Origin of the sequence: Bacillus sp. F2HM (assembly GCF_019266135.1) — a bacterium.
Classification (GTDB): Bacteria; Bacillota; Bacilli; order Bacillales; family Bacillaceae; genus Bacillus; species Bacillus safensis.
Genome location: NZ_LRMO01000018.1, coordinates 121,188 through 146,330 on the forward strand (window position 1 = coordinate 121,188; position 25,143 = coordinate 146,330).

Here is a 25,143-nt window from a genome sequence, read left to right on the forward strand (position 1 = left end):
TTCACCTCATTTGAATGAATAGAGGGGACTAAATGTTTTTGCATATGTTTCAAATTCTCTTAAAGCCTCTTGACGTGTATCACTTGCCAGCAATTGTTCTTGAAGCTCTTCAATTTTTTTCACAAGTGCACTTCCGACAACAACACCGTCACTCAGTTTATTCATTGAGTCTACCTGCTCTCTTGTTGAGATGCCAAAACCGACGGCAACCGGTATGTGACTCAGCTGTTTCACTTGTTGAATAAAATCTGTAATTGACGCGTCAAAGGATTGTCTGACACCTGTTACACCAAGAGATGAAACACAATACACAAAACCTTCTGCCTGCTCTACAATGTTTACTAATCGTTCCTTGCTTGTTGGTGCAACGAGTGAAATATATGAAATGTCATGTGTTTGACAGTTCTTTTGCAGCTCGCTGCTCTCTTCAAACGGCAAGTCGGGTGTTAAGAGTCCCGAAATATGATTTTTGCGCAGTAAAGCGAAAAAGTATTCTGTGTCTAATTGTAACACAGGATTATAATACGTAAATAGAATTACAGGAATTTTTACACCGTTTTTTTTCATCTTCCCTGCTAATTCTATCGCTTTTACGATATTCATGCCATGATTTAGAGCTCTTTTGGAGGCTCTTTGAATGACAGGACCGTCTGCTAGTGGATCGGAATAAGGAACACCGAGTTCAATCGCATGTGCACCGGCTGCTTGAAGGGAGATAGCTAAATCAATCGTGATGTCTTCTGACGGATCTCCAGCTGTGATAAATGGGATAAATAATTTTTCGCCTTGCTCTAATTGAAATCTAATCATTTTGTTTTCCCCTCACTTTCGAGCACGTTCATTAATGTATGCACATCCTTATCGCCTCTTCCTGACAGGCAGACAAGAATGATTTCATCTTCATTCATCGTCTTGCTTACCTCAAACGCCTTGGCTAACGCATGTGCAGATTCAATTGCTGGAAGTATTCCTTCTTTTTCAGTCAGCAGTTTTAGGGCATCTAGTGCTTCTTGATCTGTTGCACTCACATATTGAACCCGCCCGCTCGCATGTAAATATGCGTGCTCTGGTCCAATTCCTGGATAATCTAAACCAGCGGAAATAGAATATGGCTCAATAATTTGGCCAAATTCGTCTTGGATTAAATATGTCAAAGACCCATGAATCACACCTTTGGTTCCTTTCGTGATGGTTGCAGCATGGAGCGGCGTATCGATTCCTTTTCCAGCTGCCTCTACACCAATGATATCTACCTCTTCATCTAAAAATGCCCGGTACATTCCAATGGCATTACTTCCGCCGCCAACACAGGCAATGACTTTATGAGGAAGCCTTCCTTCTTTTTCAAGCAGCTGCTCTTTTGCTTCATCACCAATCATCCGCTGGAACTCGCTGACGATTTGAGGATACGGATGAGGGCCTACAACGGAGCCAATCATGTAAAAATGATCACTGCAGTGCTGAACCCAATAGCGGATAGCTTCGTTGGTTGCATCTTTTAGTGTGCCATTCCCGCTTGTGACAGGTATAACTTCAGCGCCAAGCAGTTTCATTCGAAAGACATTGAGTGATTGTCTTTCCACATCTTCTTTTCCCATAAATACCGTGCAGGATAACCCGAACTTTGCGGCCACCGTTGCAGCAGCTACTCCGTGCTGGCCCGCGCCTGTTTCCGCGATGATGTTTGATTTCCCCATTTTTTTCGCAAGCAGGGCCTGACCAAGCGCATTGTTAATTTTATGAGCACCCGTGTGGTTTAAATCTTCTCTTTTTAAATAGATTTTTGCGCCGCCGAGGTATGCTGATAATTGGTCAGCATATGTAAGCGCAGTTGGTCTGCCTGAATAGTTTCGAAGTAGTGATACATATTCTGCTTGAAAAGCAGGGTCTTCTTTTAATTCACGAAATGCCTGCTCGATTTCTGCTAGTGGCTGCATGAGCGTTTCCGGGACAAATTTCCCTCCGAATTCTCCGTATCTGCCAATCTCATTTGGATATGCGTACATCATTTAACATCCTTTCTTTGAGCGCTTCTATCTTAGCACTGCTTTTCTTTCCGTTTTCTTCTATTCCGCTTGAAAGATCGATCGCTTCTGGACCATAGGCAAGGAGCTCTGCTATCGTTTCTGGTGTGATACCGCCTGCAATTATGCAAGTTTTCTCCAGCCGTTTTGCATGCTTAACGTATGCAGGCACCGCCTCCCAAGCAAAAGCTGTTCCAGAGCCGCCTCTCATCCCTTTTACTTTCGCATCAATGAGAAAGCCATCGACAACAGGCGCAAATGCCGTCATTTTTTCAAGCGTGTTTGTGATATTGGATTCGTGGTGGAACACTTTCCAAACGACAGCCCCTGTTTGTTGTTTGATTTCTTTAGCGTCATCCTGCGTTTCATCTCCATGAAGCTGTACGATATCTAAAGGTATATGTTTTGTGATCTCACACACTTTTTCGATCTTTTCATTTACAAATACACCGGCAATTTTCTTCTCACACTTTGTTTGGATGAGCCATTGTTTCACTTGATCTGGCTGGACTTGTCTTTTACTTGGAGCAAAAATAAATCCAATGGCATCTGCGTGAGATTGCGCAATACATTCCACATCATCTTGTGATACTGCCCCGCAATATTTTACATAAGGCTTCATCCTGTTCATTCTCCAAACAATGTTTGAACGGCTTTTTCTTGTGATTGTTCTCTCATTAATGATTCTCCTACAAGAACTGCACCCGCTCCATGTTTCTTCACAAAGGTCAGATCATCAAATGTTTGAATACCGCTCTCACTCACTAGTAAGACATCGTTTGGAACGAGGGGTGCGATCTCTTTTGTTTGTTCAACTGTTGTTGTAAATGTATTTAAATTCCGGTTGTTCACTCCAATGATTTCAGGAGTGAACAACTTTAAAATATTTTCCAGTGTATCTGCTGCATGTACTTCGACAAGGACATCAAGGCCTTTCTCTTTCGCTTCAGCATAGAGCTCTTGCAGCTTTTGCGGCTCAAGTACTTCTCCAATTAATAAAATGGCATCTGCCCCTATACGTCTTGACTCTTCTACCTGTATGGAGTCAATGATGAAATCTTTTCTTAAAATTGGACGATCTACGTGTTTTTTAATGAGGGATAAGTATTCGTTTTTCCCTTGAAAGAACGGTTCATCCGTTAAAACAGATAAGCAATCAGCGTTTGATTTTTCGTAAGCTTTTGCTGTTTGTAAAGGATCAAAATTCGGTTGAATGATTCCTTTGGAAGGAGACGCTTTTTTCACCTCCGCAATTAGACCAATTGAGCGATGAGGATTCATGAGTGCTTCTTTAAATGATCGTCTTTCAAAGTGTCCATCTACTGGTAACTGCAATGTTTGGATATGTTCTTTTTTGCGGGCAATGATTTGATTAAGCATAAATCTCTTCCTCTCTCGTTTTTTGTTTTAAACGAGCCAATTGTTCTTTGGCTGCGCCGTTTTTAATCGTTTCAATCGCTTTTAATGTTCCGGCCATGAGGCTTTCTGACTTCCCTGCGACATATAAAGCGGCTCCAGCATTCAGGGCTGTAATATGAAGCGGTGCCCCTCCTGTTTGATGATTCAATATATTCTGAATCAATTTAGCACTCTCTTCCGGTGATTGGACCTGAATATCTGATAAGTATCCTTTTTGCAGCCCAAAGTCTTCTGGATTGAGTGTATATTCTGTCATGACATCTTTTTTGAGTTCAATCACATATGAATTTGCTGTAATCGTTAATTCATCCAGTCCATCTTCTCCGCAAACAAACAGCACATGTTCTGGCTCTAACGGTGCAAGGGCTTTTGCCATTAATTTTGCCTTTTCCTTTGAGTAGACACCGATGATTTGCTTTTTGGCTTGCATTGGGTGGCAAAGCGGTCCTAAGAGATTAAATACCGTCCGGAAGCCGAGCTGCTTGCGGACTGCGGCTACTTGTTTCATAGATGAATGATACAATGGTGCAAATAAAAAGCCCATGTTTTTCTCTTGTATTTGTCTTCTTGTTTCTTCTGGTGTGGATTGAATATGAATCCCAAGACACTCTAGTACATCGGCACTCCCGCTTTTAGAAGAAACTGATCGATTTCCATGTTTGGCGATTTTGGCTCCAGCAGCGGAAGCGACAATGGCAGCGGCAGTTGATATATTAAAGGTGGAGAGTCCATCGCCTCCTGTGCCGCAAGTATCTACAACATCAAGCGCTCGTTCCATTGGTGCTGCATTTTGCCTCATGGCTTTCACAAAACCCGTCATTTCTTCAGCGGTTTCTCCTCTATGCGCTAAAATCGAGAGACTTGCAGCGACTTCAGCATCTGTTAAAAAGCCGCTCATCATATCATGCATGAGTTTATTTGCTTCATTTTCTGATAGAAAGCCTCCATTAACAAGAGCTGATAGTCGGTGATTCATCCTGCACACTCTCCTTTTCTGAGAAAATATGTTCCGCAAGCTGAATGGCTTTCAGAAGTGCTCCTGCCTTGTTACAAGTCTCTTCCCATTCATTTTCCGGGACAGAATCAGCCACAATGCCGGCGCCTGCTTGTATAGAAGCGGTCTGATTTTTGACGCTCATCGTACGAATCGTAATACAGGAGTCGATATTGCCGTCGAATCCAATATAAGCAATACAGCCGCCATACGTTTCCCTTGGCTCAGGCTCCATTTCATTTAATAATTGCATCGCTCTTATTTTCGGGGCACCTGTTAATGTGCCTGCTGGGAATGCGGACATGAGCGCATCAACTGGATGTGTATCCCGCTTTAGCTTTCCTGTCACAATGGAGATGATGTGCATGACATGAGAGAAGTTCACTACTTTTGTAAAGGTTGGTACGGACACACTGCCGTATTCTGCCACACGGCCTACATCATTTCTGGCAAGATCCACTAACATGTAATGCTCGGCTTTTTCCTTTTCATCTTCAAGCAGCTCTCTTGCTAGTTCAGCATCCTCTTCTCTTGTTGTTCCTCGTTTTCTTGTGCCAGCAATAGGATGAATTTCTAAATGCCCATTTTTGGCATGGATTAATCGTTCTGGCGAGCTGCCGACTAAATCACGATCTTTTAATTTCATAAAATACATGTAAGGAGATGGATTCACAATGCGAAGCACGCGGTATAACTCAAATGAACTCACTGATACAGGGATATCAAAGCGCTGCGAGAGTACGCCTTGGAAAATGTCACCCGCTCGAATGTATTCTTTGATTTTTTCAACATCCTTTAAAAATTGCGCTTTTTCATAGGTTGACGTTACATGTTCAAAGGATGGCGGCTCATTCATATTCCCTGATAAAATCAGTTCTTTCATATCAACCTTTGAATGGAGCTTGTGAATCATCTGTTCAAGCTGTTTTTGATTTTCTTTGTAAGCTCGAATTTTTTCGTCTTCTGTTTCATGTCCGGCCAGCTGAGTGTATTGGATAAAATGAACATGATTTGTTTCATGATCAAAGGCAATCATCGTTTGACAGACAAATAATGTGCAATTTTCTGTCGTCGATGCGCTGCGGTGAGGTCTGACAGAAGGTTCAATGTTTGGGATCAGATCGTAGCTTAAGTACCCAACAGCCCCGCCTGTAAATGGGATATCAATATCTGGCGTTTTGATTTGATATTGCTCTTTCATCCAATCCAGCAGTTCTTTCAGCTCTTGCTTTTGCACGACTTCCTGCCCCGCAGCGTCACGTGCAACGTATTTGTTTTGGTCATCATGTAAGGTTAAAAATGGGTGCAATCCAATGAAGGAATATCTCGACCAGCTGGAAGACTCATCTTTGCTTTCTAGCAAATACACAATATCTTGTTTGAGTTTTTCAACAATTTGAATCGGTGAGAGCGTATCGACTGTAATGGTTTCAACAATTGGGATCGTTTTGTAGGACTCACTGTCCTTTAAAAATTGAGTCAGGTTTGATTGGGAATTCATAAGCACACTCCTTAAATGGGATTAAGGAGAATGAGGGGACATATAGAGGGTTTGTATGAGTATACGAAATAAGCCTAAAAGAGGGTTGCTCTTTTAGGCAGTATGATTAAATAGAAGTATCGTATCTCTGCTCAACTCTACTCATCTCAACTACCCTAGTCTCATTCTCATCTTCTCTAAGCTTGCAATGCCGTTTACACCTGTGTGTAAACTTCGGCTGTTCATATCGTATTATAATTCCTTGTTTTTTGTCAACTGTAAATCAGGGCGAAGCGTCACAGCTTCTTCCAAGTATACATGCTGTATGTCTTCCTGCTTTGTATCTGTCTGGACAGTCATTAAGACACGAATACATTGCTTTAAACCGCCATCAATGTCCAGTTCCTGCATGCAAGTAACCGGTACATATGTCCATCCTTCAAACTGACGAAGTGCTTTTGCCGGAAAAACGGAGTGAATATCTTGTGTAGCTGAAATCAAGATCTGCACGACACGTTCTGGATCTACTTGGTTTCTTGAAATGATCGCTTCTAACAGCTGTTTCGTTTTGTTTAACACTTCTGTTTCTGTATCTTCTATCACAGTTGTAGCCCCACGTATCCCGCGAAACATCATAGACATCCCTCCTCCCGTTTCCATTCTTCGAGCCAGTAGTGCAGCTCATCTTTTGTGAAAGACTGCAAGGTGACGTCTCCAACCTGTTTTAATAAAACAAATTGAACACTGCCGCCTCTTGCCTTTTTATCTCCAATCATCCGGTCAACAAAAGTTTTCGTGGAAATATCTTGTGTGACTTGTACAGGGAATCCAAGCTTTTTCATCCACTCTTTTAGTTCCAAACGATTAAGGCTGAGCCCCAGCTGCTTTTCGCTCACATACAGCGCAAACTGCATGCCGATTGCAATGGCATCTCCGTGCGTGATGGCGCCATATCCATACTCTGCTTCAATGGCATGCCCCAGTGTATGGCCTAAATTCAAAAATGCACGCACACCTTGTTCTTTTTCATCTTCTTGAACGATTGACGCTTTGACTTGAATGCCTTGATACAGCATATGTGCCAGCTCGCTTTTTGATAAATCCGTCAAAGAACGAATGGACATGAGTTCTGATAAAAATTCTTCACTTGAAATCAGTGCATGTTTGATGACTTCTGCAAAACCTGATCTTCGTTCAATTTGAGATAGTGTCTCAAGCATACTAGTATCATAGATCACAGCTTTCGGCTGATGAAACGCACCGATTAAATTTTTACCGAGCGGATGGTTGATCCCTGTTTTCCCGCCAACTGCACTATCATGTGCCAGCAGCGTCGTCGGCACTTGGATAAAATCAATGCCTCTCATATAAGTGGCAGCAGCAAAGCCAGCCAAATCTCCAATCACGCCGCCTCCCAGCGCAATGATGCAGGAGGAACGATCAAGCTGAAATTGAATGGCTTTCGTATGAATATGCTCAAATTCGGCAAAGGATTTCGACTGCTCTCCGCTCGGCACAACCACTTTGTTCACTGGCCACTTCTGCTGAAGTAAGCGAACCATCTCATCACCATAAATGGCATCAACAGCTGCATCTGTGACGATTAAGAGCTTCGTATAGGAATGCCCAGTGGAAGTTATCAAGTCGACGATATTGCGTTTAATCCCATCCCCGATAAATACAGGATAAGTGGCTGAAGACGTCTTAACTTCCAGTGTTTTCATTAAAATTCCCTCTGAAGCTGGCGCATTTTCTCAACATTTTCTTTAATGCGGTCGATTTGGTCAAGGCCAAACTGCTCCACAACTGCATTGGCAATTTCCCATGCAACGACTGCTTCTGCAACAACACTTGCAGCAGGAACAGCACAGCTGTCAGATCGTTCAATACTTGCAGAGAAAGGTTCTTTTGTTTCAATGTCAACGCTTTGAAGCGGCTTATAAAGCGTTGGGATTGGTTTCATAACCCCTCTTACGACAATTGGCATACCCGTTGACATTCCGCCTTCAAGACCACCTAGGCGATTTGTTTTTCTCGTATAGCCCTTTTCTTCATCCCAGATGATTTCATCATGGACCTCACTGCCATTTTTAGAGGCTGCCTCGAAGCCAATACCGAATTCAACCCCTTTAAAAGCGTTGATACTAAGTACAGCGCCAGCAAGCTTGCTGTCCAATTTACGGTCGTAATGAACATAGCTGCCAACCCCAACCGGCATCCCTTCAACGATGACTTCAACAATTCCGCCAATTGAATCGCCGTTTTTCTTCGCTTCATCAATTGCATCCATCATTTTCTGACCTGCTTCACTGTCATAGCAGCGAACAGGGGATTCTTCTGTTACCTTCTGCAAATCTTCAATAGATTCATATGCTGTATGAGCTGCTTTCACTCCGCCAATTTCAAGAACGTGGCCAGCTACTTTAATCCCTAGATGCGCCAAGATTTGTTTGGCAACTGCGCCTGCTGCTACGCGAACCGTTGTCTCGCGTGCTGATGAGCGCTCTAATACGTTTCTCATATCACGGTGTCCATATTTGATCGCCCCATTTAAATCCGCATGTCCTGGTCTTGGACGGGAGATTTGACGCTTCATTTCACTTTCTTCTTCTTCCGTGATCGGCTCTGCCCCCATCACCTTTGTCCAATGCTTCCAGTCGTTGTTTTCAACAACAAGTGCGATTGGGGAACCTAATGTTCTCCCGTGGCGAACACCACTTAACACTTTCGCCTGGTCTTTTTCAATCTGCATTCTTCTTCCGCGGCCATGACCTTTTTGTCTTCTAGCCAATTCATAATTGATGTCATCCTGCTCTATGTAAAGTCCCGCTGGAACTCCTTCAATAATTGTGGTCAGTTGTGGACCATGTGATTCACCTGCTGTTAAGTACCTCATGACTCAATCTCCCTTCATCGCATTAACGCTTTTAAGTAAAAATATAATAACACACTTGCTACTAAAAAGTCAGCTACATACCCTTCTTTTGATAAAAGAAAGTATCAGCAGATGTCAGTCCAAACTTTTCTGGATGAAAAATTTGCTCTGTAGAACCAACAAATAATACGCCATTTTGTTTTAAACTGCTGCTCATTTTTAAGTAAATTTCTTCTTTTGCCTCTTCAGTAAAGTAAATCAGTACATTTCGGCAGACGATGAGGTCAAGCTGTTTTTCATATGGATCTGCTAAAAGGTTGTGCTTCTTAAATTGAATATGCTTTCGAACCTCATCCTTCACAGTGTAAAATGAAGAATCTTCTTTTGTGAAATATTTTTGCTTGATATGATCTGGCACCTCTTGCAGAGAGCGTTCATGATATCTGCCTTTTTGAGCTGACTGCAGAACTTTATCATCAATATCAGTTGCAATAATTTGGAAGTCTTTCACAAGAGGATGGCTTGACAGCAGCATGGAGAGTGTATATGGCTCCTCTCCTGTCGAACATGCTGCACTCCAAATCTTTAAGGTGCCGCCATTTTTCGAAAGCAGCGGCAGGATTTTTTGATCAAGTACTTCCCAGCGCTGATAGTTTCGGTAAAATTCTGACACATTAATCGTCATGCGGTCCATCGTCTCATCTAATAATGCTCTGTCCTTTTCAAGCGCGGCCGCGAATGCTTCAAAATCTTTATATCCTTTTTTATCATAAAGTGATGTTAATCTCCGTTTCATTTGTGCTTCTTTATATAAATTTAGATCAACCCCGGTTAGTTTTTTCCATTTTCCAACAAATACTTGATATGGATCCATCAATGTCCTCTCCTGTCTCATCTATCTTTGTCCTAGTATAGCTGTTTTTATCGAAAATTTGTATCTTCTCATGCGAAATTTCGTGTAGAAAGTTCAATATAAAAAAAGCCAAAGTGCTCATTAGATGAACACCTTGGCTTGAATCTTAATAAATCCAGCTTGAGATGGTTTGATCCCAGCTTGTGAGTTCTTCTTGTTTGAAGAATAAGTTAATTTCTCTTTCAGCACTTTCTGGTGAGTCTGACCCATGGATAATGTTTTTCCCAACAGTCAATCCATAGTCTCCTCTTATTGTGCCTGGAAGCGCTTCCTTTGGATTTGTTTTGCCGATAATCTGTCTTGTTACGTCTACTACCTGTTCACCTTGCCATACCATTGCAAATACAGGTCCTGACGTAATAAAGTCAACCAATTCCCCGAAAAACGGTTTTTCTTTATGCTCTCCGTAATGGGTTTCTGCTACTTCCTTTGGAATACTCATTAGTTTTGCACCAACAAGCTGAAGCCCCTTTTTTTCGAATCTTGACACAATGTCACCGATTAATTGTCTTTCCACACCATCAGGTTTAACCATAAGAAATGTTTTGTCCATATACGTTTTCCACCCCGTCGTTATGTATGTATAGGCTTACATTGTTACAAAGTGATCGTATCATTTTTTTTTATAATAATCAATTTTTGACAAAAAATTTCACAAAAAAACCAATCAACATCACGTTGATTAGAATTTTCGTTTCCCAATATATTTTGCAATGGAGGCGAGTGACGTTCTCGCACGTCCTCGAGGAAGTTTGTCGAGCTGTTCAAAAGCTTTTTTCAAATACATTTCACTCACTCGAATCGAGCGGTCGATCGCATCTGTTTGTTTGAGGCTTTCAATGACAGGCTTCAGCTGCTTCTCCGTCGTTTCACTATTGATCAGCTTCAATTGACCTTCTAGTGTCGGATTTTTCAGTGCATACAAGACTGGGAGTGTGACATTCCCTTGTAAAAGGTCTCCTCCGACAGGCTTGCCCAGCTCTTCTTCAGTTGATGTGAAATCAAGGACATCATCAATGATTTGATAAGACATGCCGACATAGTATCCAAACCAATAGAGGGCTTTATGTGTTTTTTCATCTGTACCTGCTGCAATGGCACCTAATTGACAGCTGCCTGCAATGAGCAAGGCTGTTTTTCGTTTGATTCTTCTTAAATATGTACGGAGGTTTTGTTCCATATTATATTTATCTTTCACTTGCTCTATCTCACCAAGACAAAGCTCGACGACCATTTTTGACAAAATTTCATGTGCCATTGGGTGATTGATTTTTGTCATGTATTCAAGTGATCTCGCAAACATATAATCCCCTGTGTACATGGCAATTCTGTTATCCCATTTTGCCTTTATCGTTGGTTTGCCTCTTCTCAGCTCTGCATCATCAATAACATCATCGTGAACAAGTGATGCCATATGAATCAGCTCGAGGGCAACGGCAACATATTTAATTTTATTAATGTCATAGTCACCAAACATGCCTGAAAGGAGAACAAAAACGGGGCGGATTCGTTTTCCGCCCGCTTGCAGCAAATGAAGACCTGCTTCACTTAATAATGCATAATCAGAGCGAACTGTTTGTTCAAGCTCTTTTTCAATTATATCGATATCATGATTTAAAAAAGAGATCATTGCTTTTAGTTTCATTATCTTCACCCAAATATCGTTTATTCAAAGCTTCTTTCCGATATGTGTTGCTGCTACACCGCCTGTAAATGGATGATACGAGACATCAGACAACCCGGCCTCTTCGAATAGAGCCGCCAGCTCTTTCATGCCAGGGAACGTTTTGGCTGATTCTTGAAGCCATGAATACTCCTGATAACTTTTGGCAAACAGTTTACCAAAGAGCGGCATAATGTATTTGAAATAGATGTAGTAGCCCTGTTTAAAGCCGATCATCTCAGGCTGTGAAGTCTCAAGACAGACGACCATTCCGCCAGGCTTCACTACTCTTGTCATTTCCTTTAACACCGTTAAATAATCAGGAACGTTTCTAAGTCCAAAACCGATGGTGACATAATCAAATGAGTTGTCCTCAAAAGGGAGCTCCATCGCATTGCCATGAAGCAATTCAATTTGTTTGTAGCCCCCAGTCTTCACCTTCGTTTCTCCAACACTCAGCATGTTTTTACTAAAATCAAGGCCTTTGACCTCGCCTTTTTCCCCAACAGCATCTGCAAGCGCAATTGTCCAATCGGCTGTCCCGCAGCATACATCTAATGCTTTAGACCCTTTTTGCACATTCATAAGTTTCATTGTTTTATCGCGCCATTTTTTATGCTGTTTAAAGCTGATGACAGAGTTCATTTGATCATAGTTTTTATAAATTTTTTCAAATACACCGTGTACTCGCTGTTCTTTTGATTGCTGCATGACTTACCCTTCTTCCACTTTCTGATGGTACGCAGGCTCATTTTTCATATGATCCAAGCGATTTAATAGCTCTTTTTGAACGACCGGAGATGACACAAGATGCTCCTTGATCGGTCGTTTGGCCTTTTCATAGCCTTCATTCTCAAAATTGTCAAAACATGAATAGGCGTCCGTATAACGATCGTTCAAAAAAAGTTTTAAATGTTTGTCATTTTCTGCTTGTTTCATGAAGCGTTTATAAACAAGAAAATGACTTGCAATCTCATTCCAATGCGTTAATTGAAAGTGCTCAGAAATCCTTTGGAAAAGCGCAGATTCAACTGTAGCTACACTTTTGTAAAAGTGCGCTGCATCTTGAATGGACCGGTCATACAGTCTAATTTTATGTTCATTGATCTCTTTGATCGCCGTAGCGAGCGTGCGGATCATATAAATGTCTTTCATGTCAGAGAGAAGAGAATAATAGAGACCGCTGAAATAGTCTCCTGCCAGGATGGTCAGCTGACGATTTTTGAATTCGTCTTGCTTGATGGCTGCAGCAGTTGTGACTTCGTCATGGGTATCAAGGGCAATTTGCACAAGCATCGCCGTTAAAATATAATTTTCTTTTTTCTCTGCATCAATTTGAGCTTCTTCAAACATTGCATGAAAAAGAAGGAGCTTATCTTCATCGATGAGTGGTGCGCGTAAATGCTTCGCCAAATAAGGATGAGAAAGCTTTTTATTTAATTTTATATTTAGATTAGATAAAATTCCGTAGATGTCTTGCAAAGATATCACCCTTGTCCCAAAAATTACAGTTTCATATGTAGACCTGCACATTGTATAGAGATTTATTATACCATATCAGCTCTCACTTTTATGCTATCAAGTGCTACAAGTTCTTTATTTCTTTGCTTCGCTTTGAATTTCGCCGAAGCTTGTTTGAATGACAGCATCGCCTCTTACTTTGATCGCTGACGTATGCTCAGTAAATTGTGCAATGATCACTTCACCTTTATCGAGCTTCTCAGAATGGTGAAATCTTGTATCAGAGCCTCTTGTTAGGCCGATGACGTTTACACCATTATCAATGGCTTTAATCACCACAAAATCAGATGCTTTATTTTCACTCATTTTGTTCACCTTCCATCTATTGAATTAGTCATTTTTAATAAAGGAAAGCACTTCTGCTCTTGCGGCTGCATCATTTGCAAATGTGCCGCGGACAGCTGAGGTCACTGTTTTAGCGCCTGGCTTTTTCACTCCGCGCATCGTCATACACATATGCTCTGCTTCAACGACAACCATCACGCCATGCGGATTAAGTGTTTCCACCATACTATCTGCAATGGTTGATGTAATGCGTTCCTGAAGCTGCGGGCGTTTTGCCACGGCTTCTACAGCTCTTGCCAGCTTACTAAGTCCCGTTACTTTTCCTCCGCGCGGAATATAAGCGACATGGGCTTTCCCGTAGAAAGGCACAAGGTGGTGTTCACACATTGAATGGAAAGCAATATCTTTTACAAGGACGAGTTCTTCGTGGTCTTCGCCAAAAATGGTTTTAAAATGTTCTTTTGGATCTTCATTTAATCCCGAGAACACTTCTTCATACATTTTTGCGACTCGTTTTGGGGTATCAAGAAGTCCTTCACGATCCGGATTTTCTCCGATTGCTTTTAATATATCGCGTACTGCGTGTTCGATTAATTCTTTATTTATTTCACTCATGTATTATATCCTCCAAAGGCGATTACATTTCATTCAGATTCTAGCACACTTCAGATCCTAAAAGCAAAGGAGAGCGTTCTAAACGAACCTTTTGATTCAAAAGGAAAAGCCCCTTATGAAAGGGGCTTTTCTAGACCAGTGTGAAACTGTATATGTATAACTCCTTCAACAGGATCATTACACATAACGATTATTTACCTGCCACCGCGTCTTTAAGTGCTTTACCTGGTTTGAAAGCAGGTACTTTGCTTGCAGGGATTTCGATCTCTGCACCAGTTTGTGGGTTACGTCCTTTACGAGCTGAACGCTCACGTACTTCAAAGTTACCAAAACCAATAAGTTGGATTTTGTCACCATTTTTAAGTGCATCTAAAATTGTATCAAAAACAGAATCAACTGCTTTTGTCGCGTCTTTTTTAGATAACTCGCTTGCTTCAGCAACCGCGTTAATAAGTTCTGTCTTGTTCATGCCTTTCACCTCCTCCCAAAAATATGCATTCAGTAGATTGTTATCATTTCTTCACAATTCGTCTTCTTTCTATACCCTTTTTCAGAAAAAAAGAGCGTCTAGAAAGCGTTATACATGGCTTTTCATCAGAAAACGTCTCTTTGAAGGAATGTTTGTCCAACAAAGTGAAGATTTTCTGTAAGTAGATTAACACATATGAAATACCATATCAAGCATTTTAAAGGGAAGAATCCTTATTCGTCAAGGATTAAGGGCACTTTTGCGAACGAATATTCCTAATTTCAGCCTGAATCTGACTAATCTTTATACAATTGTCTTTTTATGACTCATTCTACACGCAAAAAAAAGACCCCATCAATGAGAGGTCTCACTTGCTATAAAATAATCGCGATCAAACCGCCTGATCCTTCGTTAATGATTCTTTCAAGCGTTTCCTTCAGCTTATATCTTGCGTTTTCCGGCATGAGAGACAGCTTCGCTTGAATGCCTTCTCTGACAAGGGAGCTGAGGGAGCGGCCAAATATATCTGAATTCCAGATCGAAAGCGGATCATCTTCAAAGTCTTGCATTAAGTAGCGGACGAGCTCTTCACTTTGTTTTTCTGTTCCGATAATCGGTGCAAATTCGCTCTCTACATCTACTTTGATCATATGAATAGATGGAGCGACCGCTTTTAATCTCACGCCGAACCTTGATCCCTGCCTAATGATTTCTGGCTCATCTAAACTCATATCGGACAACGCTGGCGCTGCAATCCCGTAACCAGTCTGCTTCACCATTTTTAATGCGTCTGATACTTGATCATATTCTGTCTTAGCATGAGCAAAATCTTGCATCAGCTCTAGAAGATGGTCTTTTCCTCTAATTTCTACACCAACGACTTCTTTTAAAATATGATCATATAGATCATCTGGCGCATACAGGTCAATCTCCGCAATCCCCTGACCCATTTCAATTCCTGCTAAACCCGCTCTTTCGATAAAATCAAATTCACTGAATTGACCAACGACACGGTCGACATCTCTTAATCTTTTAATATCCTTTACAGTTTCCTTTACTGAATCCTGATAGCTCTCTCTCAGCCAGTGATCTTCTTTTAGCACCATCACCCAGCTTGGCAGGTTCACATTCACCTCTAGGACTGGGAATTCATATAATGCTTCACGAAGAACGCTGAGTACGTCTTGCTCTCTCATACTTTCTACGCTCATGGCGAGTACTGGAATATCATACTTTTGGCTAAGTTCCTGCCGGAGCGCTTCTGTTTCAGGATGATATGGCCTCACAGAGTTAATGACCATAATAAATGGCTTTCCAACCTCTTTGAGTTCATCAATCACACGTTCTTCAGATTCAATATAATCATGTCTTGGAATTTCTCCAATGGAACCATCTGTTGTAATCACTACACCTATTGTTGAATGCTCTTGAATGACCTTGCGTGTACCAATTTCCGCTGCTTCATGAAACGGGATTGGCTCTTCATACCACGGCGTATTGATCATTCTTGGGCCATTTTCATCTTCATACCCGCGCGCACCAGGGACAGTGTATCCCACACAATCGACAAGCCTGATGTTGACATCAAGACCGTCACTCACGTGAATTGATGCTGCTTGATTCGGTACAAATTTAGGCTCTGTGGTCATAATGGTTTTTCCTGCTGCGCTTTGCGGCAATTCATCCTGTGCCCTTGCACGATCTGCCTCATTATTGATATTCGGGAGCACCACGAGCTCCATAAACTTTTTAATAAACGTAGACTTCCCTGTACGAACAGCGCCAACGACTCCTAAATATATATCGCCTCCTGTTCGTTCAGCGATATCCTTGAAAATATCGACTTTTTCCAAGTGATCCCCTCCCGGACTTGCTATCCTCGTTTTCAAATGAAATACTCTATTCTTCAATCAAACTGTGCTTGAAAGGTGTCTGGACAATATATGTGTATGACGTTGTCCTATTTGAATATGACACCTTTTTGTTTTGAGAGTAAGTTTAGCCATAAAAAAACCTTTCTCCTCATTTATATGCAGAGGAAAAAGGTTCATTCTTGTTTATGACGTCTTTTTTTCTAAAAAGGCAGGCTCACCTTTTTTGTTGATGGTATATGGGACAGAAAACGCGGGTACAAACGGGGTTTCCTGCCAATATACATCTTGAATGTTTTCACCTGGTTTCAGCTTTTGCTTCGTATTCTTCAAAATGTGAGCAAAATCACTGCGGTAGTCCACATAGATGTCACCGTTTGATGAAATCAGTAATGGGAGGGAATTCCCTGTCACAGGACTTATCACCGCAGGCGGCGATTTTAATCCTAGTTTTTTTTCATTTAGCGTATATAAATTGGCTGATACGACTTTGCCATATGGCGGATATGTATGTTCATCTTGATACATCTTGATTCTAAGCCGTAATTCATTGATGGTCTGCGTCATTTTGACATCAAGCAGTTTCACAGTGGGTTTCTTTTCGACGTCTGTGAGGACATAAATATATTCGCCCCCGCCTTCATAAGATGTAGACGGTACATCGTGTAAATATCTTGGTGACAAGCGCTTAAAGTCGATGACATATTTCTGATAAACCGGCGTGTCTGCTTCTTTCGTTTCTATAGGCAAAAGACCATTTGTTGCTTTTTGAAATTCCTCAATCGCTGTCTGTACACTTTGCAGCTGCTCTTCGTATGGCACCCGGTTCTCAGCTTTGCGATTTTCTGGATACAGACATCCTGTTAATAAAATAAATGCTAACAGTGTGACACTGACTTTTGCTTTGATCATCATATTCTTCCTTTTTCTTTATTCATTGACCGGTCCGCTAAAGACAACTAAAAACACAATGATACCTGATATCAGCATCAAGCTGTATGCAACGGTCGAGGCCGTTATTTTAAGAAATTTGCTTTTCAGCTTAAACCTGCTGAGATAAATGGTTACTACGGCTAAAAACATGAGCCCCATTGAACCAAGCGCAAACCACATCTTGATTAAAGCAAAACTCATCGTGCCTGTCCCCCTTCAAAACGAACGAATTGTAAGCGTTTATATTTCATTTTAAACCAAAAATAAGGTAAATATCAATCATTTTTCCAATCATTCAGAAAAAAGCGCATAAAAAAACTGAAGCAAAGAGGGGGACTCTGCTTCAGTCATTGGATCGACTATTTTCCTCATTCTGTAGAGGCAAAGCTCTATTCAAACTTCATTGCTATGTTATGCAAGTCTTCCCCTTCTTGCATCCTCTACATGCCTAAGTTCAGTCTTTCCTTTTATTTTGTTTGGTTTTCAAACATGTTCACAAGGTCTTCCATCTCATGTGTTTTCACACGTGCCATCAATGATTCTACAGCATCGTCAACCTTTTTCCCTTCAAACAGGACGCCGTAAAGAGCCTCTGTAATCGGCATGCTGACCTTGTATTCTTTGGAGAGCTGATAAGCGCCTTTTGTTGTGCGGACGCCTTCGACAACCATGCCCATTTTTTCAAGCACTTCTTCGAGCTTATATCCTTTACCGAGTAAATTCCCGCAGCGCCAGTTACGCGAATGAACACTTGTACATGTCACAATCAAATCACCAACGCCTGTTAATCCGGCAAATGTAAGGGGATTCCCTCCCATTTTTGTGCCAAGACGTGCGATTTCAGCAAGTCCTCTTGTGATAAGCGCCGCTTTTGCATTGTCACCATATCCAAGTCCGTCTGTGATACCAGCCGCAAGAGCAATGATATTTTTCAATGCGCCGCCAATTTCCACCCCAATCACATCAGGGTTTGTGTACACCCTAAAATGATTGTTCATGAACAAATCTTGAACAAATTGAGCTGCTTCAATATTTTCTGACGAGACAGTGACAGTTGTCGGATGACGCAGACCTACTTCTTCTGCATGACTCGGCCCTGATAGGACAACGACAGCCTCTCTTTTCTCAGATGGGACTTCTTGTTCAATCATTTGAGAAATTCTAAGAAGTGTATCTGGTTCAATTCCCTTACTGACATGGACAAATGGCACCTTCGATGAGATCAACTCATTTGCCTGCTTCAATACCTCACGAATGGCCTTTGTTGGCACAGCGACAATAACCGCCTCTGTCCCCTCTAAAACCTGCTTCATATCGGTTGTCGCCTGAATAGACGCTGGCAGTTCGACATTTGGCAAGTAATCATGATTTTCATGTTTCTCATTGATTTGATCAATGAGCTCTTGTCTATGTCCCCACATGTGTACATCATGATGATTATCAGCTAATACAAGCGCAAGAGCTGTTCCCCAGCTACCTGCTCCAAGTACTGAAATTTTCTTCATCCTGCTCACCCTTTTTATTTTCTCGCTCTCGCAAATATTTTAATTGGTGTTCCTTCAAAACCAAATGCATCTCGAATGCGGTTTTCTAGGAAACGCTCATAAGAAAAGTGCATAAGCTCTGGATCGTTGACAAACACAACGAAGGAAGGAGGCTTAATGGCCACCTGTGTTGCATAGTAAATCTTTAGGCGCTGTCCGTTATGGGTCGGCGTTGGATTCATCGCCACCGCATCCATGATGATATCATTTAAAATATTGGTTTGAACGCGCATTGCATGGTTTTCGCTTGCTGTGATAATGGACGGCATTAATGTATGAATTCTCTTTTTCGTAAGAGCAGACATAAACAAGACAGGTGCATAATCAAGGAATTGAAAATGCTCGCGGATGTTTTGCTCAAATTCCTTCATCGTGCGCTCATCTTTTTCAACAGCATCCCATTTGTTCACAATGATGACAACAGCTTTACCAGCTTCGTGTGCATAGCCAGCAATTCGTTTATCCTGCTCAATAATGCCTTCCTCGCCGTCAAGTACAACAGCGACAACATCAGATCGGTCAATGGCTTTTAATGCACGAAGCACACTGTATTTCTCTGTTGTTTCATATACTTTCCCTTTTTTCCTCATACCTGCTGTATCAACAATGACAAAGTCACGCTGATTGTACGTAAACATCGTATCGACAGCATCTCTTGTTGTACCAGCGATGTTGCTGACAATGACGCGGTCTTCTCCGAGCATCGCATTCACTAAAGAAGATTTCCCTACATTCGGACGGCCAATTAAGCAGAACTGGACAACTTCTTCATCATATTGCGTATCCGGTAAATTTTTAAAATGTTCTGCCACTGCATCAAGCAGATCACCAAGTCCTAATCCGTGTGTTCCAGAAATCGGATACGGCTCGCCAAATCCGAGTGCATAAAAGTCATACACGTCGCTTCTCATTTCAGGGTTGTCCAGTTTATTGACAGCAAGTACAACTGGCTTTTTCGTGCGATATAAAATTTTTGCGACTTCTTCATCCGCAGATGTCACGCCATCTCGGCCATTCACCATAAAGATAATGACATCCGCTTCGTCCATTGCGATTTCTGCCTGATGGCGAATTTGCGCCAAGAATGGCTCATCTCCAATATCAATTCCACCAGTATCTATTAAATTAAAGTCATAATTTAACCATTCAGCAGAGCTATAGATTCGATCTCTTGTTACACCAGGTGTGTCTTCTACAATCGATATTCTTTCGCCTGCGATTCGATTAAAAATTGTAGATTTTCCAACGTTGGGCCTTCCAACAATGGCTACGACAGGTTTACCCATAGTACCCTTCCTTTCAATCCAGCCGCGATTCAATATGTTCATCATCATGTTTCAACCGGGATTTATAATTTTCATTCAGTTTTATGAAATAAACCCTTCAAACATGAAGGGTTCAACTTATATATTATATCAATTTTTAATCAGACCACAATGAATAACTTAAAAATGTTTGACAATCAAGTAAAGATCTTCTCCAATGCCGTGTGCAATTCCATCTAAAATGGCCTCTAAATTCATGGCATACATGTCGAGCTCTTCTTTATTTTCACAGAAAAAAACCGCTGTTCCGCCAATGACCCGCTCTTTATTTGTTGTTGCCACAGCCAATATAAATTGTTCAATGGTGTTCGCCATGCCCTATTACCTCACTTTCTTTTTAATGAAATCTGTCGGCATTCTTATGGCATTTTCTAAAATAGGCACCTCTTCTAATACACGGACAGCCAAATCTTCACGCTGCCATTGCGGTAAAATGAACACACCAAGTGTACCGGTATTCAGATCACGTTTTGCGAGCGGACAGAGCGATGGTTCACCAGAATCGCGGTACACGCCAAGCACGTTCGATAAATCAAATAAAATGGCTTGCCGCTGTCCAAGGTTAGCAATCGTTGTAGCAGAGTTGAAATTTTTCGGCGTCAAGATAAAGCCCATCCCATGCTCTAAAATGAGTTTTTGCTTTTCAGGCAGCCCGATATTCATAATGTATATATCATTCACATAAAGCCCTGCCCCATCAAAGCGAAGTTCCCCTTTTTGAATGCTGACGATATCCTTTAATTGACTGCCTGACATTAATAGCTTTGCCATGAAAAAACAAAGAATACCGACTACTGTTCCAACAACAAGCGAGAAGAAAATACAGGCTGTCGTTGTAATAAGTGCCGTGAGAATCGCAATATAATTTCGACTTTCAAAGGCAATGGCAATGCCTTCTATATATGTACTGCCTCGTGAGACAAGTTCATACGAATCCATTTGGGTTAACGTATTTCTTTCCATATTTCGGACATCTCGAAATTGCGTGGCTGCCAAAGTGAGAAAGGTAATCGCTGTAAATTCCTCCTGAATTAGTGCAGGCATAATGATCGCACCTAATCCTGACGCAATAAAACCAAGTGCAATGTGAATCACTTGTCCATGAATATACGTCGGGTATTGCCGGTAATCCGTTCTTAACATGTAAAGTCTGGCCGCCATCCCAAAGATGACACCAATAATCACAGGAAACGTATAGTCTGTCATGTTGATTTTGCAGCCCCTTTTACTGATTTTCTTGATGAACGGGCGTTCAAGAGCTTTTCAAGCTGATCGACACCTAATAGGAAGACGGCTCCTTGTACAACGAAGGAAAGAAAAGAGAGATCCCCTATGACAATTGATGATGTGAGGCGGTGAATCGCCAGCGCATAAAGGGCTTCGCCGAGACATACTGACATCATCCATAAGGTGATTCTTTCCGTTAACGGCTGTCCATATGTCATACACATTAAGATCAGCAGGGCAAATACGACCCAATCCACCTTTATTATCGTGAACCAAACAGGGTCATATAATGCAAATATCATAAAAAAGGCATACGCGCTCACCATCGAGCCCAATTGCATGATTCTCATCATTCGGTAACTAGACCTGAATATGACGAAAGCAGCACATGCATATAAAAAAGTCATCAAGAAACCCGCATTAATGCTCATATCTAAAACGGATATCATGACATGACTGAATATAATATGGACAAGTACACAGATGCCCAGCACGGTGCGCCACAAACTTTTTTCCATGATAAATGTCACCATAATCCAAACGAACCATATAGACCAATAATAGTACAAAGCCTCCAACGCCTCATCACCTCAATTACATTATGGGAAAATCTCCAATTTTTAAACATGCGGATCGTTACCGGCTTTGTATGAAATAAACAAGAGGTGACACCCTAATAACCTGAGGAGGGATACATGATGGGAAAAGATAGACAGGAAAAGCGTTTAAAGGCGTCAAGAAGAGTGGAATCTGACCGCGATCAATCCATTCATCATAAAGGTGCAACAGCATTAGAAGGTCCAGAAAGCGCTCGAAAAAGAAATCAATAAAAAAAGGCATGTGATCATCACATGCCTCTCTTACTATAGTACGTTGTGTCAACGCCTCTTTCTTTGAGCCAATGACTTGTTTCCCCTGAGATCACAACTTGAGCCTGTCTCAGTTCTTCAATCGTCTTCACGCCAAGCACTGTCATCATCATCTTGATATCTTCTTGAAGTTCCATGATATCTGCGATGAGGCCGCTTTCTCCTCCACTGGTCAATGATTTTAAGAAAAATCCAGCTAGACCAGCAGCAGATGCGCCAAGAGCCATTGATTTGGTTACATCAAGAGCATCTTGAATACCTCCGGAGGCTAAAATCGTTTGATTCGGAAAGGCTGTATGTACTTCAGCAAGACTCGCTGCAGTTGGAATTCCCCATTGATCAAAATAACGAAGTGCTTTTTGGCGGCGGAGATTTTCAATCTTTGAAAAGTTCGTTCCACCAAATCCGCCTACATCAACGGCTGCAACCCCAGCTTGGAATAACTTTCCTGCCGTCTCCTTGCTCATGCCAAATCCAACTTCTTTTACAACAACAGGCACACCAACAGATTCAACGATCGCTGCAATCCGCTCAAGCGCTCCCCTGAAATCTCGATCGCCTTCAGGCATGACAATCTCTTGGATGACATTCAGATGAATTTGGAGCATATTTGCCTCGAGCATGTTGACTGCTTCTTGAGCTTGCTTCATTGTCGCTTCACTGCCTAAATTCGCAAATACAATTCCATCCGGATTGACTTTACGAACGACTTCATATGTTCGTCTTTCTTCTTTATCTTTCAGTGCAGCCATTTGTGATCCAACTGCTACTGGGATATTGGTCTCCTTCGCTGCGATCGATAAAGAGCGGTTGATCTCATAGGTGGATTCTCCGCCTCCGCCAGTCATTGCATTGATAAAAATTGGCGAACCGAAAGTCAGTCCGCCAATTGTCGTATGTGTATCAATTTGTGATGTCGCAAGATCTGGTAAACTGGCGTGAACGAAGGAAACATCATCTAAACCTGTTGCTGCATGCTGGCCAGTGGACAACGCATGCTCAATATGCTGCTTCTTTCTTTCTGCTCGCGTCAATTTTGATCACCAAATTATTTTAGTTTATTGAGTTTATCGCCGATCAGGTCACCAAGCTGGAAGCCGCTTGTGTTTTCCTCTTTCGCCTGATATTGACGATAATCCTCTTCGATTTGTTTTTCAGGATTTTCTTCTAAATCACGGATGCTTAGTGAAATGCGCTCTTCGTCTTCATTCACATCAAGCACTTTCACTTTCACAGTCTGCCCTTCTTCAAGGACTTCTTGCGGCGTGCCGATATGTTTATGAGAGATTTGGGAAATATGCACAAGCCCTTCTACACCTGGCAGAATTTCAACAAATGCACCAAAGCTCACAAGACGTTGAACGGTTCCTTCAAGCACATCACCTTGTTTTACCTTTTCACCAATTTGGCTCCAAGGTCCTGGTAATGTTTCTTTAATAGATAGTGAGATACGTTCGTTATCACGATCAACAGCAAGTACTTTGACCTTGACTTCCTGTCCTTCTTCTACTACGTCAGATGGCTTTTCAACATGCGCATGGGATAGTTGAGAAATGTGAACTAATCCATCAATGCCGCCAATGTCAACAAATGCACCAAAATCAGTAAGCCGCTGCACTTTACCATCAATCACACTGCCTACTTCAAGCTTTTGCAGGAAGTCTTGCTTTTTGTCTAATTGCTCTTGCTCAACGACTGCACGGTGCGAGAGAATCACGCGATTTTTTTCGCGGTCAAGTTCTACCACGACAAGTGAGAGTGTTTTTCCTTTGTAATCTGTGAAGTCTTCTACATAGTGTGCTTCTACAAGAGATGCAGGAATAAATCCGCGCACACCAATGTCAACGACAAGACCACCTTTTACAACGTCTTTTACTTCAGCTTCAAATACTTCTTTTGTTTCAAACTTTTTCTCTAGGTCTTCCCAAGCGCGGTCTGCATCAACAGCACGTTTAGATAAAATCAAAGCATCGTCTTCGACCTTTGTTACTTTAAGCTCTAACTCGTCGCCATCTTTCACGACATCTGATGCTTTTTCAACGTGAAGACTTGATAATTCACTGATTGGGATGATACCAGGTTGTTTCACATTGACGATATCTACATTGACATGCTTGTCCTCAACTTTAGAAACAATCCCTTTCACTACATCTCCAACCTCTGGTACCTGAACATCGATTTGATTCATTTCCTCTGTCATTTCGATAACCTCCTTGGTCCAAACCTACACAGCTTAGTTAAAACGACTGGGCGAATATGTGTCTTAAGCATGATGATTGCCAGCCGAATATGTATTATAGAAACATTCAAATCAATATAATTGCTTGAATGATCAATAAAAATAGTATTAGTATAAACTTCTAATAAAAGACCTTGTTTGTCAAGAGATAAACCTCTAACTTATAAAAGTTTTCTAAAATTTCTTACTGTTTCTCCACGCGGTCTGCTGCATCTAAAATTTTCCCTGCCACCTCTTGAATAGAAAGGGAAGTGGTGTCAATTTCAATGGCGTCATCTGCTTTCTTCAAAGGTGAAACTTCGCGCTCAGAATCAAGCTTATCGCGTCTTGCAATCTCTTCGATCAGCTGATCGTAATTGACATCGTAGCCTTTTTTCTGATTCTCTTCAAAGCGGCGTTTTGCTCTTTCTTCTACTGATGCAAGCAAGAAAATTTTCACTTCAGCATCTGGAAGTACGTGAGTGCCTATGTCTCTTCCGTCCATAACGACGCCGCCTCGTTTGCCAAGCTCTTGCTGCCTGCGGACCATTTCTTCCCGAACAGCTCTGTGCTTTGCAACAACCGATACTTGGTTGCTTACGTGGTCTGTGCGAATATCCTCTGTGACATCCGTGTTGTTTAGATGGACTTTTTGACCCTCGTCTGTTGTTACTAGTTCAATGACCGTTTTTTTCAGTAATGAATCAAGTGCCTGTTCGTCTTCAAGGTCTACACCTTGATTGAGTGCCGCAAGTGTAATCGCGCGGTACATAGCACCTGTATCAATATAAATATATGATTTTTTGGCTGCGACAATTTTTGCCACAGTGCTTTTGCCTGCTGCTGCAGGACCGTCAATTGCAATAGATAATTTCTTTTTCATAATACCTCTCCTTGA

Annotated in this window: 29 protein-coding genes; 1 reads left to right on the top strand and 28 read right to left on the bottom strand. The window is 41.6% G+C overall.

All coding sequences use genetic code 11. The features are described 5' to 3' along the window. Window positions 1-6: 6 nt before the first annotated feature. The 25 genes from trpA to AWT60_RS11955 all read right to left on the bottom strand — a co-directional run bounded on the left by trpA (window position 7) and on the right by AWT60_RS11955 (window position 21,736). Complete coding sequence (gene trpA, locus AWT60_RS11835; RefSeq protein ID WP_041109616.1) at window positions 7-810, bottom strand: tryptophan synthase subunit alpha; 804 nt, start codon at window positions 808-810, stop codon at window positions 7-9. Then, window positions 807-2,006 (bottom strand): tryptophan synthase subunit beta, encoded by a 1,200-nt coding sequence (gene trpB / locus AWT60_RS11840; protein WP_041109618.1) that lies wholly within the window; start codon window positions 2,004-2,006, stop codon window positions 807-809. The genes trpA and trpB overlap by 4 nt, the downstream gene beginning before the upstream one ends. Further along, window positions 1,987-2,655, bottom strand: coding sequence for a phosphoribosylanthranilate isomerase (locus tag AWT60_RS11845; protein ID WP_163115407.1), 669 nt, complete (start codon window positions 2,653-2,655; stop codon window positions 1,987-1,989). Before AWT60_RS11845 ends, trpB begins: the two co-directional genes overlap by 20 nt. Further along, window positions 2,652-3,404, bottom strand: a complete 753-nt coding sequence (trpC, locus tag AWT60_RS11850; RefSeq protein WP_041109622.1) for an indole-3-glycerol phosphate synthase TrpC — start codon at window positions 3,402-3,404, stop codon at window positions 2,652-2,654. The genes AWT60_RS11845 and trpC overlap by 4 nt, the downstream gene beginning before the upstream one ends. After that, window positions 3,397-4,419, bottom strand: coding sequence for an anthranilate phosphoribosyltransferase (gene trpD, locus AWT60_RS11855; protein WP_041109624.1), 1,023 nt, complete (start codon window positions 4,417-4,419; stop codon window positions 3,397-3,399). The genes trpC and trpD overlap by 8 nt, the downstream gene beginning before the upstream one ends. Beyond that, window positions 4,391-5,938 (bottom strand): anthranilate synthase component I, encoded by a 1,548-nt coding sequence (trpE, locus tag AWT60_RS11860; protein WP_218677294.1) that lies wholly within the window; start codon window positions 5,936-5,938, stop codon window positions 4,391-4,393. Before trpE ends, trpD begins: the two co-directional genes overlap by 29 nt. A gap of 231 nt (window positions 5,939-6,169) precedes the next feature. Further along, on the bottom strand, window positions 6,170-6,553 hold the full coding sequence (gene aroH / locus AWT60_RS11865; RefSeq protein WP_024422804.1) for a chorismate mutase: 384 nt from the start codon (window positions 6,551-6,553) through the stop codon (window positions 6,170-6,172). After that, the gene (gene aroB / locus AWT60_RS11870; RefSeq protein ID WP_218677295.1) at window positions 6,550-7,641 is read right to left on the bottom strand and encodes a 3-dehydroquinate synthase; all 1,092 of its coding nucleotides are present in this window, start codon (window positions 7,639-7,641) and stop codon (window positions 6,550-6,552) included. The genes aroH and aroB overlap by 4 nt, the downstream gene beginning before the upstream one ends. After that, window positions 7,641-8,813 (bottom strand): chorismate synthase, encoded by a 1,173-nt coding sequence (gene aroC, locus AWT60_RS11875; RefSeq protein WP_024422806.1) that lies wholly within the window; start codon window positions 8,811-8,813, stop codon window positions 7,641-7,643. The genes aroB and aroC overlap by 1 nt, the downstream gene beginning before the upstream one ends. 73 nt (window positions 8,814-8,886) lie before the next feature. Further along, window positions 8,887-9,666, bottom strand: coding sequence for a CheR family methyltransferase (locus AWT60_RS11880; RefSeq protein ID WP_024422807.1), 780 nt, complete (start codon window positions 9,664-9,666; stop codon window positions 8,887-8,889). Window positions 9,667-9,811: 145 nt separating this feature from the next. Then, a complete protein-coding gene (ndk, locus tag AWT60_RS11885; protein WP_024422808.1) occupies window positions 9,812-10,258 on the bottom strand; it encodes a nucleoside-diphosphate kinase in 447 nt (148 codons plus the stop codon). 129 nt (window positions 10,259-10,387) lie between these two features. Then, window positions 10,388-11,350, bottom strand: a complete 963-nt coding sequence (hepT, locus tag AWT60_RS11890) for a heptaprenyl diphosphate synthase component II (protein ID WP_041085904.1) — start codon at window positions 11,348-11,350, stop codon at window positions 10,388-10,390. A 24-nt stretch (window positions 11,351-11,374) separates the two neighbouring features. Further along, the gene (locus tag AWT60_RS11895; RefSeq protein ID WP_024422810.1) at window positions 11,375-12,079 is read right to left on the bottom strand and encodes a demethylmenaquinone methyltransferase; all 705 of its coding nucleotides are present in this window, start codon (window positions 12,077-12,079) and stop codon (window positions 11,375-11,377) included. Window positions 12,080-12,082: 3 nt separating this feature from the next. Then, entirely contained in the window at window positions 12,083-12,850 is a 768-nt protein-coding gene (locus tag AWT60_RS11900; RefSeq protein WP_218677296.1) for a heptaprenyl diphosphate synthase component 1, read from the bottom strand. Window positions 12,851-12,964: 114 nt separating this feature from the next. After that, window positions 12,965-13,195, bottom strand: a complete 231-nt coding sequence (gene mtrB / locus AWT60_RS11905; protein ID WP_008344541.1) for a trp RNA-binding attenuation protein MtrB — start codon at window positions 13,193-13,195, stop codon at window positions 12,965-12,967. 24 nt (window positions 13,196-13,219) lie between these two features. Further along, window positions 13,220-13,789 (bottom strand): GTP cyclohydrolase I FolE, encoded by a 570-nt coding sequence (folE, locus tag AWT60_RS11910; RefSeq protein ID WP_202738868.1) that lies wholly within the window; start codon window positions 13,787-13,789, stop codon window positions 13,220-13,222. A gap of 190 nt (window positions 13,790-13,979) precedes the next feature. After that, a complete protein-coding gene (gene hbs, locus AWT60_RS11915) occupies window positions 13,980-14,258 on the bottom strand; it encodes a non-specific DNA-binding protein Hbs (protein WP_003215863.1) in 279 nt (92 codons plus the stop codon). 374 nt (window positions 14,259-14,632) lie between these two features. After that, entirely contained in the window at window positions 14,633-16,111 is a 1,479-nt protein-coding gene (gene spoIVA, locus AWT60_RS11920; protein WP_008344534.1) for a stage IV sporulation protein A, read from the bottom strand. A 204-nt stretch (window positions 16,112-16,315) separates the two neighbouring features. Then, the gene (locus AWT60_RS11925; protein ID WP_098677465.1) at window positions 16,316-17,041 is read right to left on the bottom strand and encodes a hypothetical protein; all 726 of its coding nucleotides are present in this window, start codon (window positions 17,039-17,041) and stop codon (window positions 16,316-16,318) included. 18 nt (window positions 17,042-17,059) lie between these two features. Continuing rightward, window positions 17,060-17,263 carry a DUF2768 domain-containing protein gene (locus AWT60_RS11930; protein ID WP_024422813.1) on the bottom strand — a complete coding sequence of 68 codons (204 nt, stop codon included), beginning with the start codon at window positions 17,261-17,263 and terminating at the stop codon, window positions 17,060-17,062. Between the two features lie 266 nt (window positions 17,264-17,529). Beyond that, entirely contained in the window at window positions 17,530-18,567 is a 1,038-nt protein-coding gene (locus AWT60_RS11935) for an NAD(P)H-dependent glycerol-3-phosphate dehydrogenase (RefSeq protein WP_041109636.1), read from the bottom strand. Between the two features lie 14 nt (window positions 18,568-18,581). After that, window positions 18,582-19,892 carry a ribosome biogenesis GTPase Der gene (der, locus tag AWT60_RS11940; RefSeq protein ID WP_024422815.1) on the bottom strand — a complete coding sequence of 437 codons (1,311 nt, stop codon included), beginning with the start codon at window positions 19,890-19,892 and terminating at the stop codon, window positions 18,582-18,584. Between the two features lie 159 nt (window positions 19,893-20,051). Next, window positions 20,052-20,246: a capping complex subunit for YIEGIA gene (locus AWT60_RS11945; RefSeq protein WP_008344527.1), complete on the bottom strand. Its 195-nt coding sequence runs from the start codon at window positions 20,244-20,246 to the stop codon at window positions 20,052-20,054. 6 nt (window positions 20,247-20,252) lie between these two features. Then, on the bottom strand, window positions 20,253-21,137 hold the full coding sequence (locus AWT60_RS11950; RefSeq protein ID WP_024422816.1) for a YIEGIA family protein: 885 nt from the start codon (window positions 21,135-21,137) through the stop codon (window positions 20,253-20,255). Further along, the gene (locus AWT60_RS11955) at window positions 21,134-21,736 is read right to left on the bottom strand and encodes a YphA family membrane protein (RefSeq protein WP_483861525.1); all 603 of its coding nucleotides are present in this window, start codon (window positions 21,734-21,736) and stop codon (window positions 21,134-21,136) included. Before AWT60_RS11955 ends, AWT60_RS11950 begins: the two co-directional genes overlap by 4 nt. Window positions 21,737-21,856: 120 nt before the next feature. Between AWT60_RS11955 and AWT60_RS11960 the strand changes: the two genes are divergently transcribed. Next, window positions 21,857-21,988 carry a YpzI family protein gene (locus AWT60_RS11960; protein WP_073206119.1) on the top strand — a complete coding sequence of 44 codons (132 nt, stop codon included), beginning with the start codon at window positions 21,857-21,859 and terminating at the stop codon, window positions 21,986-21,988. Window positions 21,989-22,005: 17 nt separating this feature from the next. Here AWT60_RS11960 and fni read toward each other — a convergent pair whose 3' ends face one another. The 3 genes from fni to cmk form a co-directional block, all read right to left on the bottom strand. After that, entirely contained in the window at window positions 22,006-23,061 is a 1,056-nt protein-coding gene (fni, locus tag AWT60_RS11965; RefSeq protein ID WP_076841010.1) for a type 2 isopentenyl-diphosphate Delta-isomerase, read from the bottom strand. A gap of 14 nt (window positions 23,062-23,075) precedes the next feature. After that, window positions 23,076-24,227: a 30S ribosomal protein S1 gene (gene rpsA / locus AWT60_RS11970; protein WP_024422818.1), complete on the bottom strand. Its 1,152-nt coding sequence runs from the start codon at window positions 24,225-24,227 to the stop codon at window positions 23,076-23,078. A 223-nt stretch (window positions 24,228-24,450) separates the two neighbouring features. Further along, on the bottom strand, window positions 24,451-25,128 hold the full coding sequence (gene cmk / locus AWT60_RS11975) for a (d)CMP kinase (RefSeq protein ID WP_218677298.1): 678 nt from the start codon (window positions 25,126-25,128) through the stop codon (window positions 24,451-24,453). Between the last annotated feature and the right edge of the window lie 15 nt (window positions 25,129-25,143).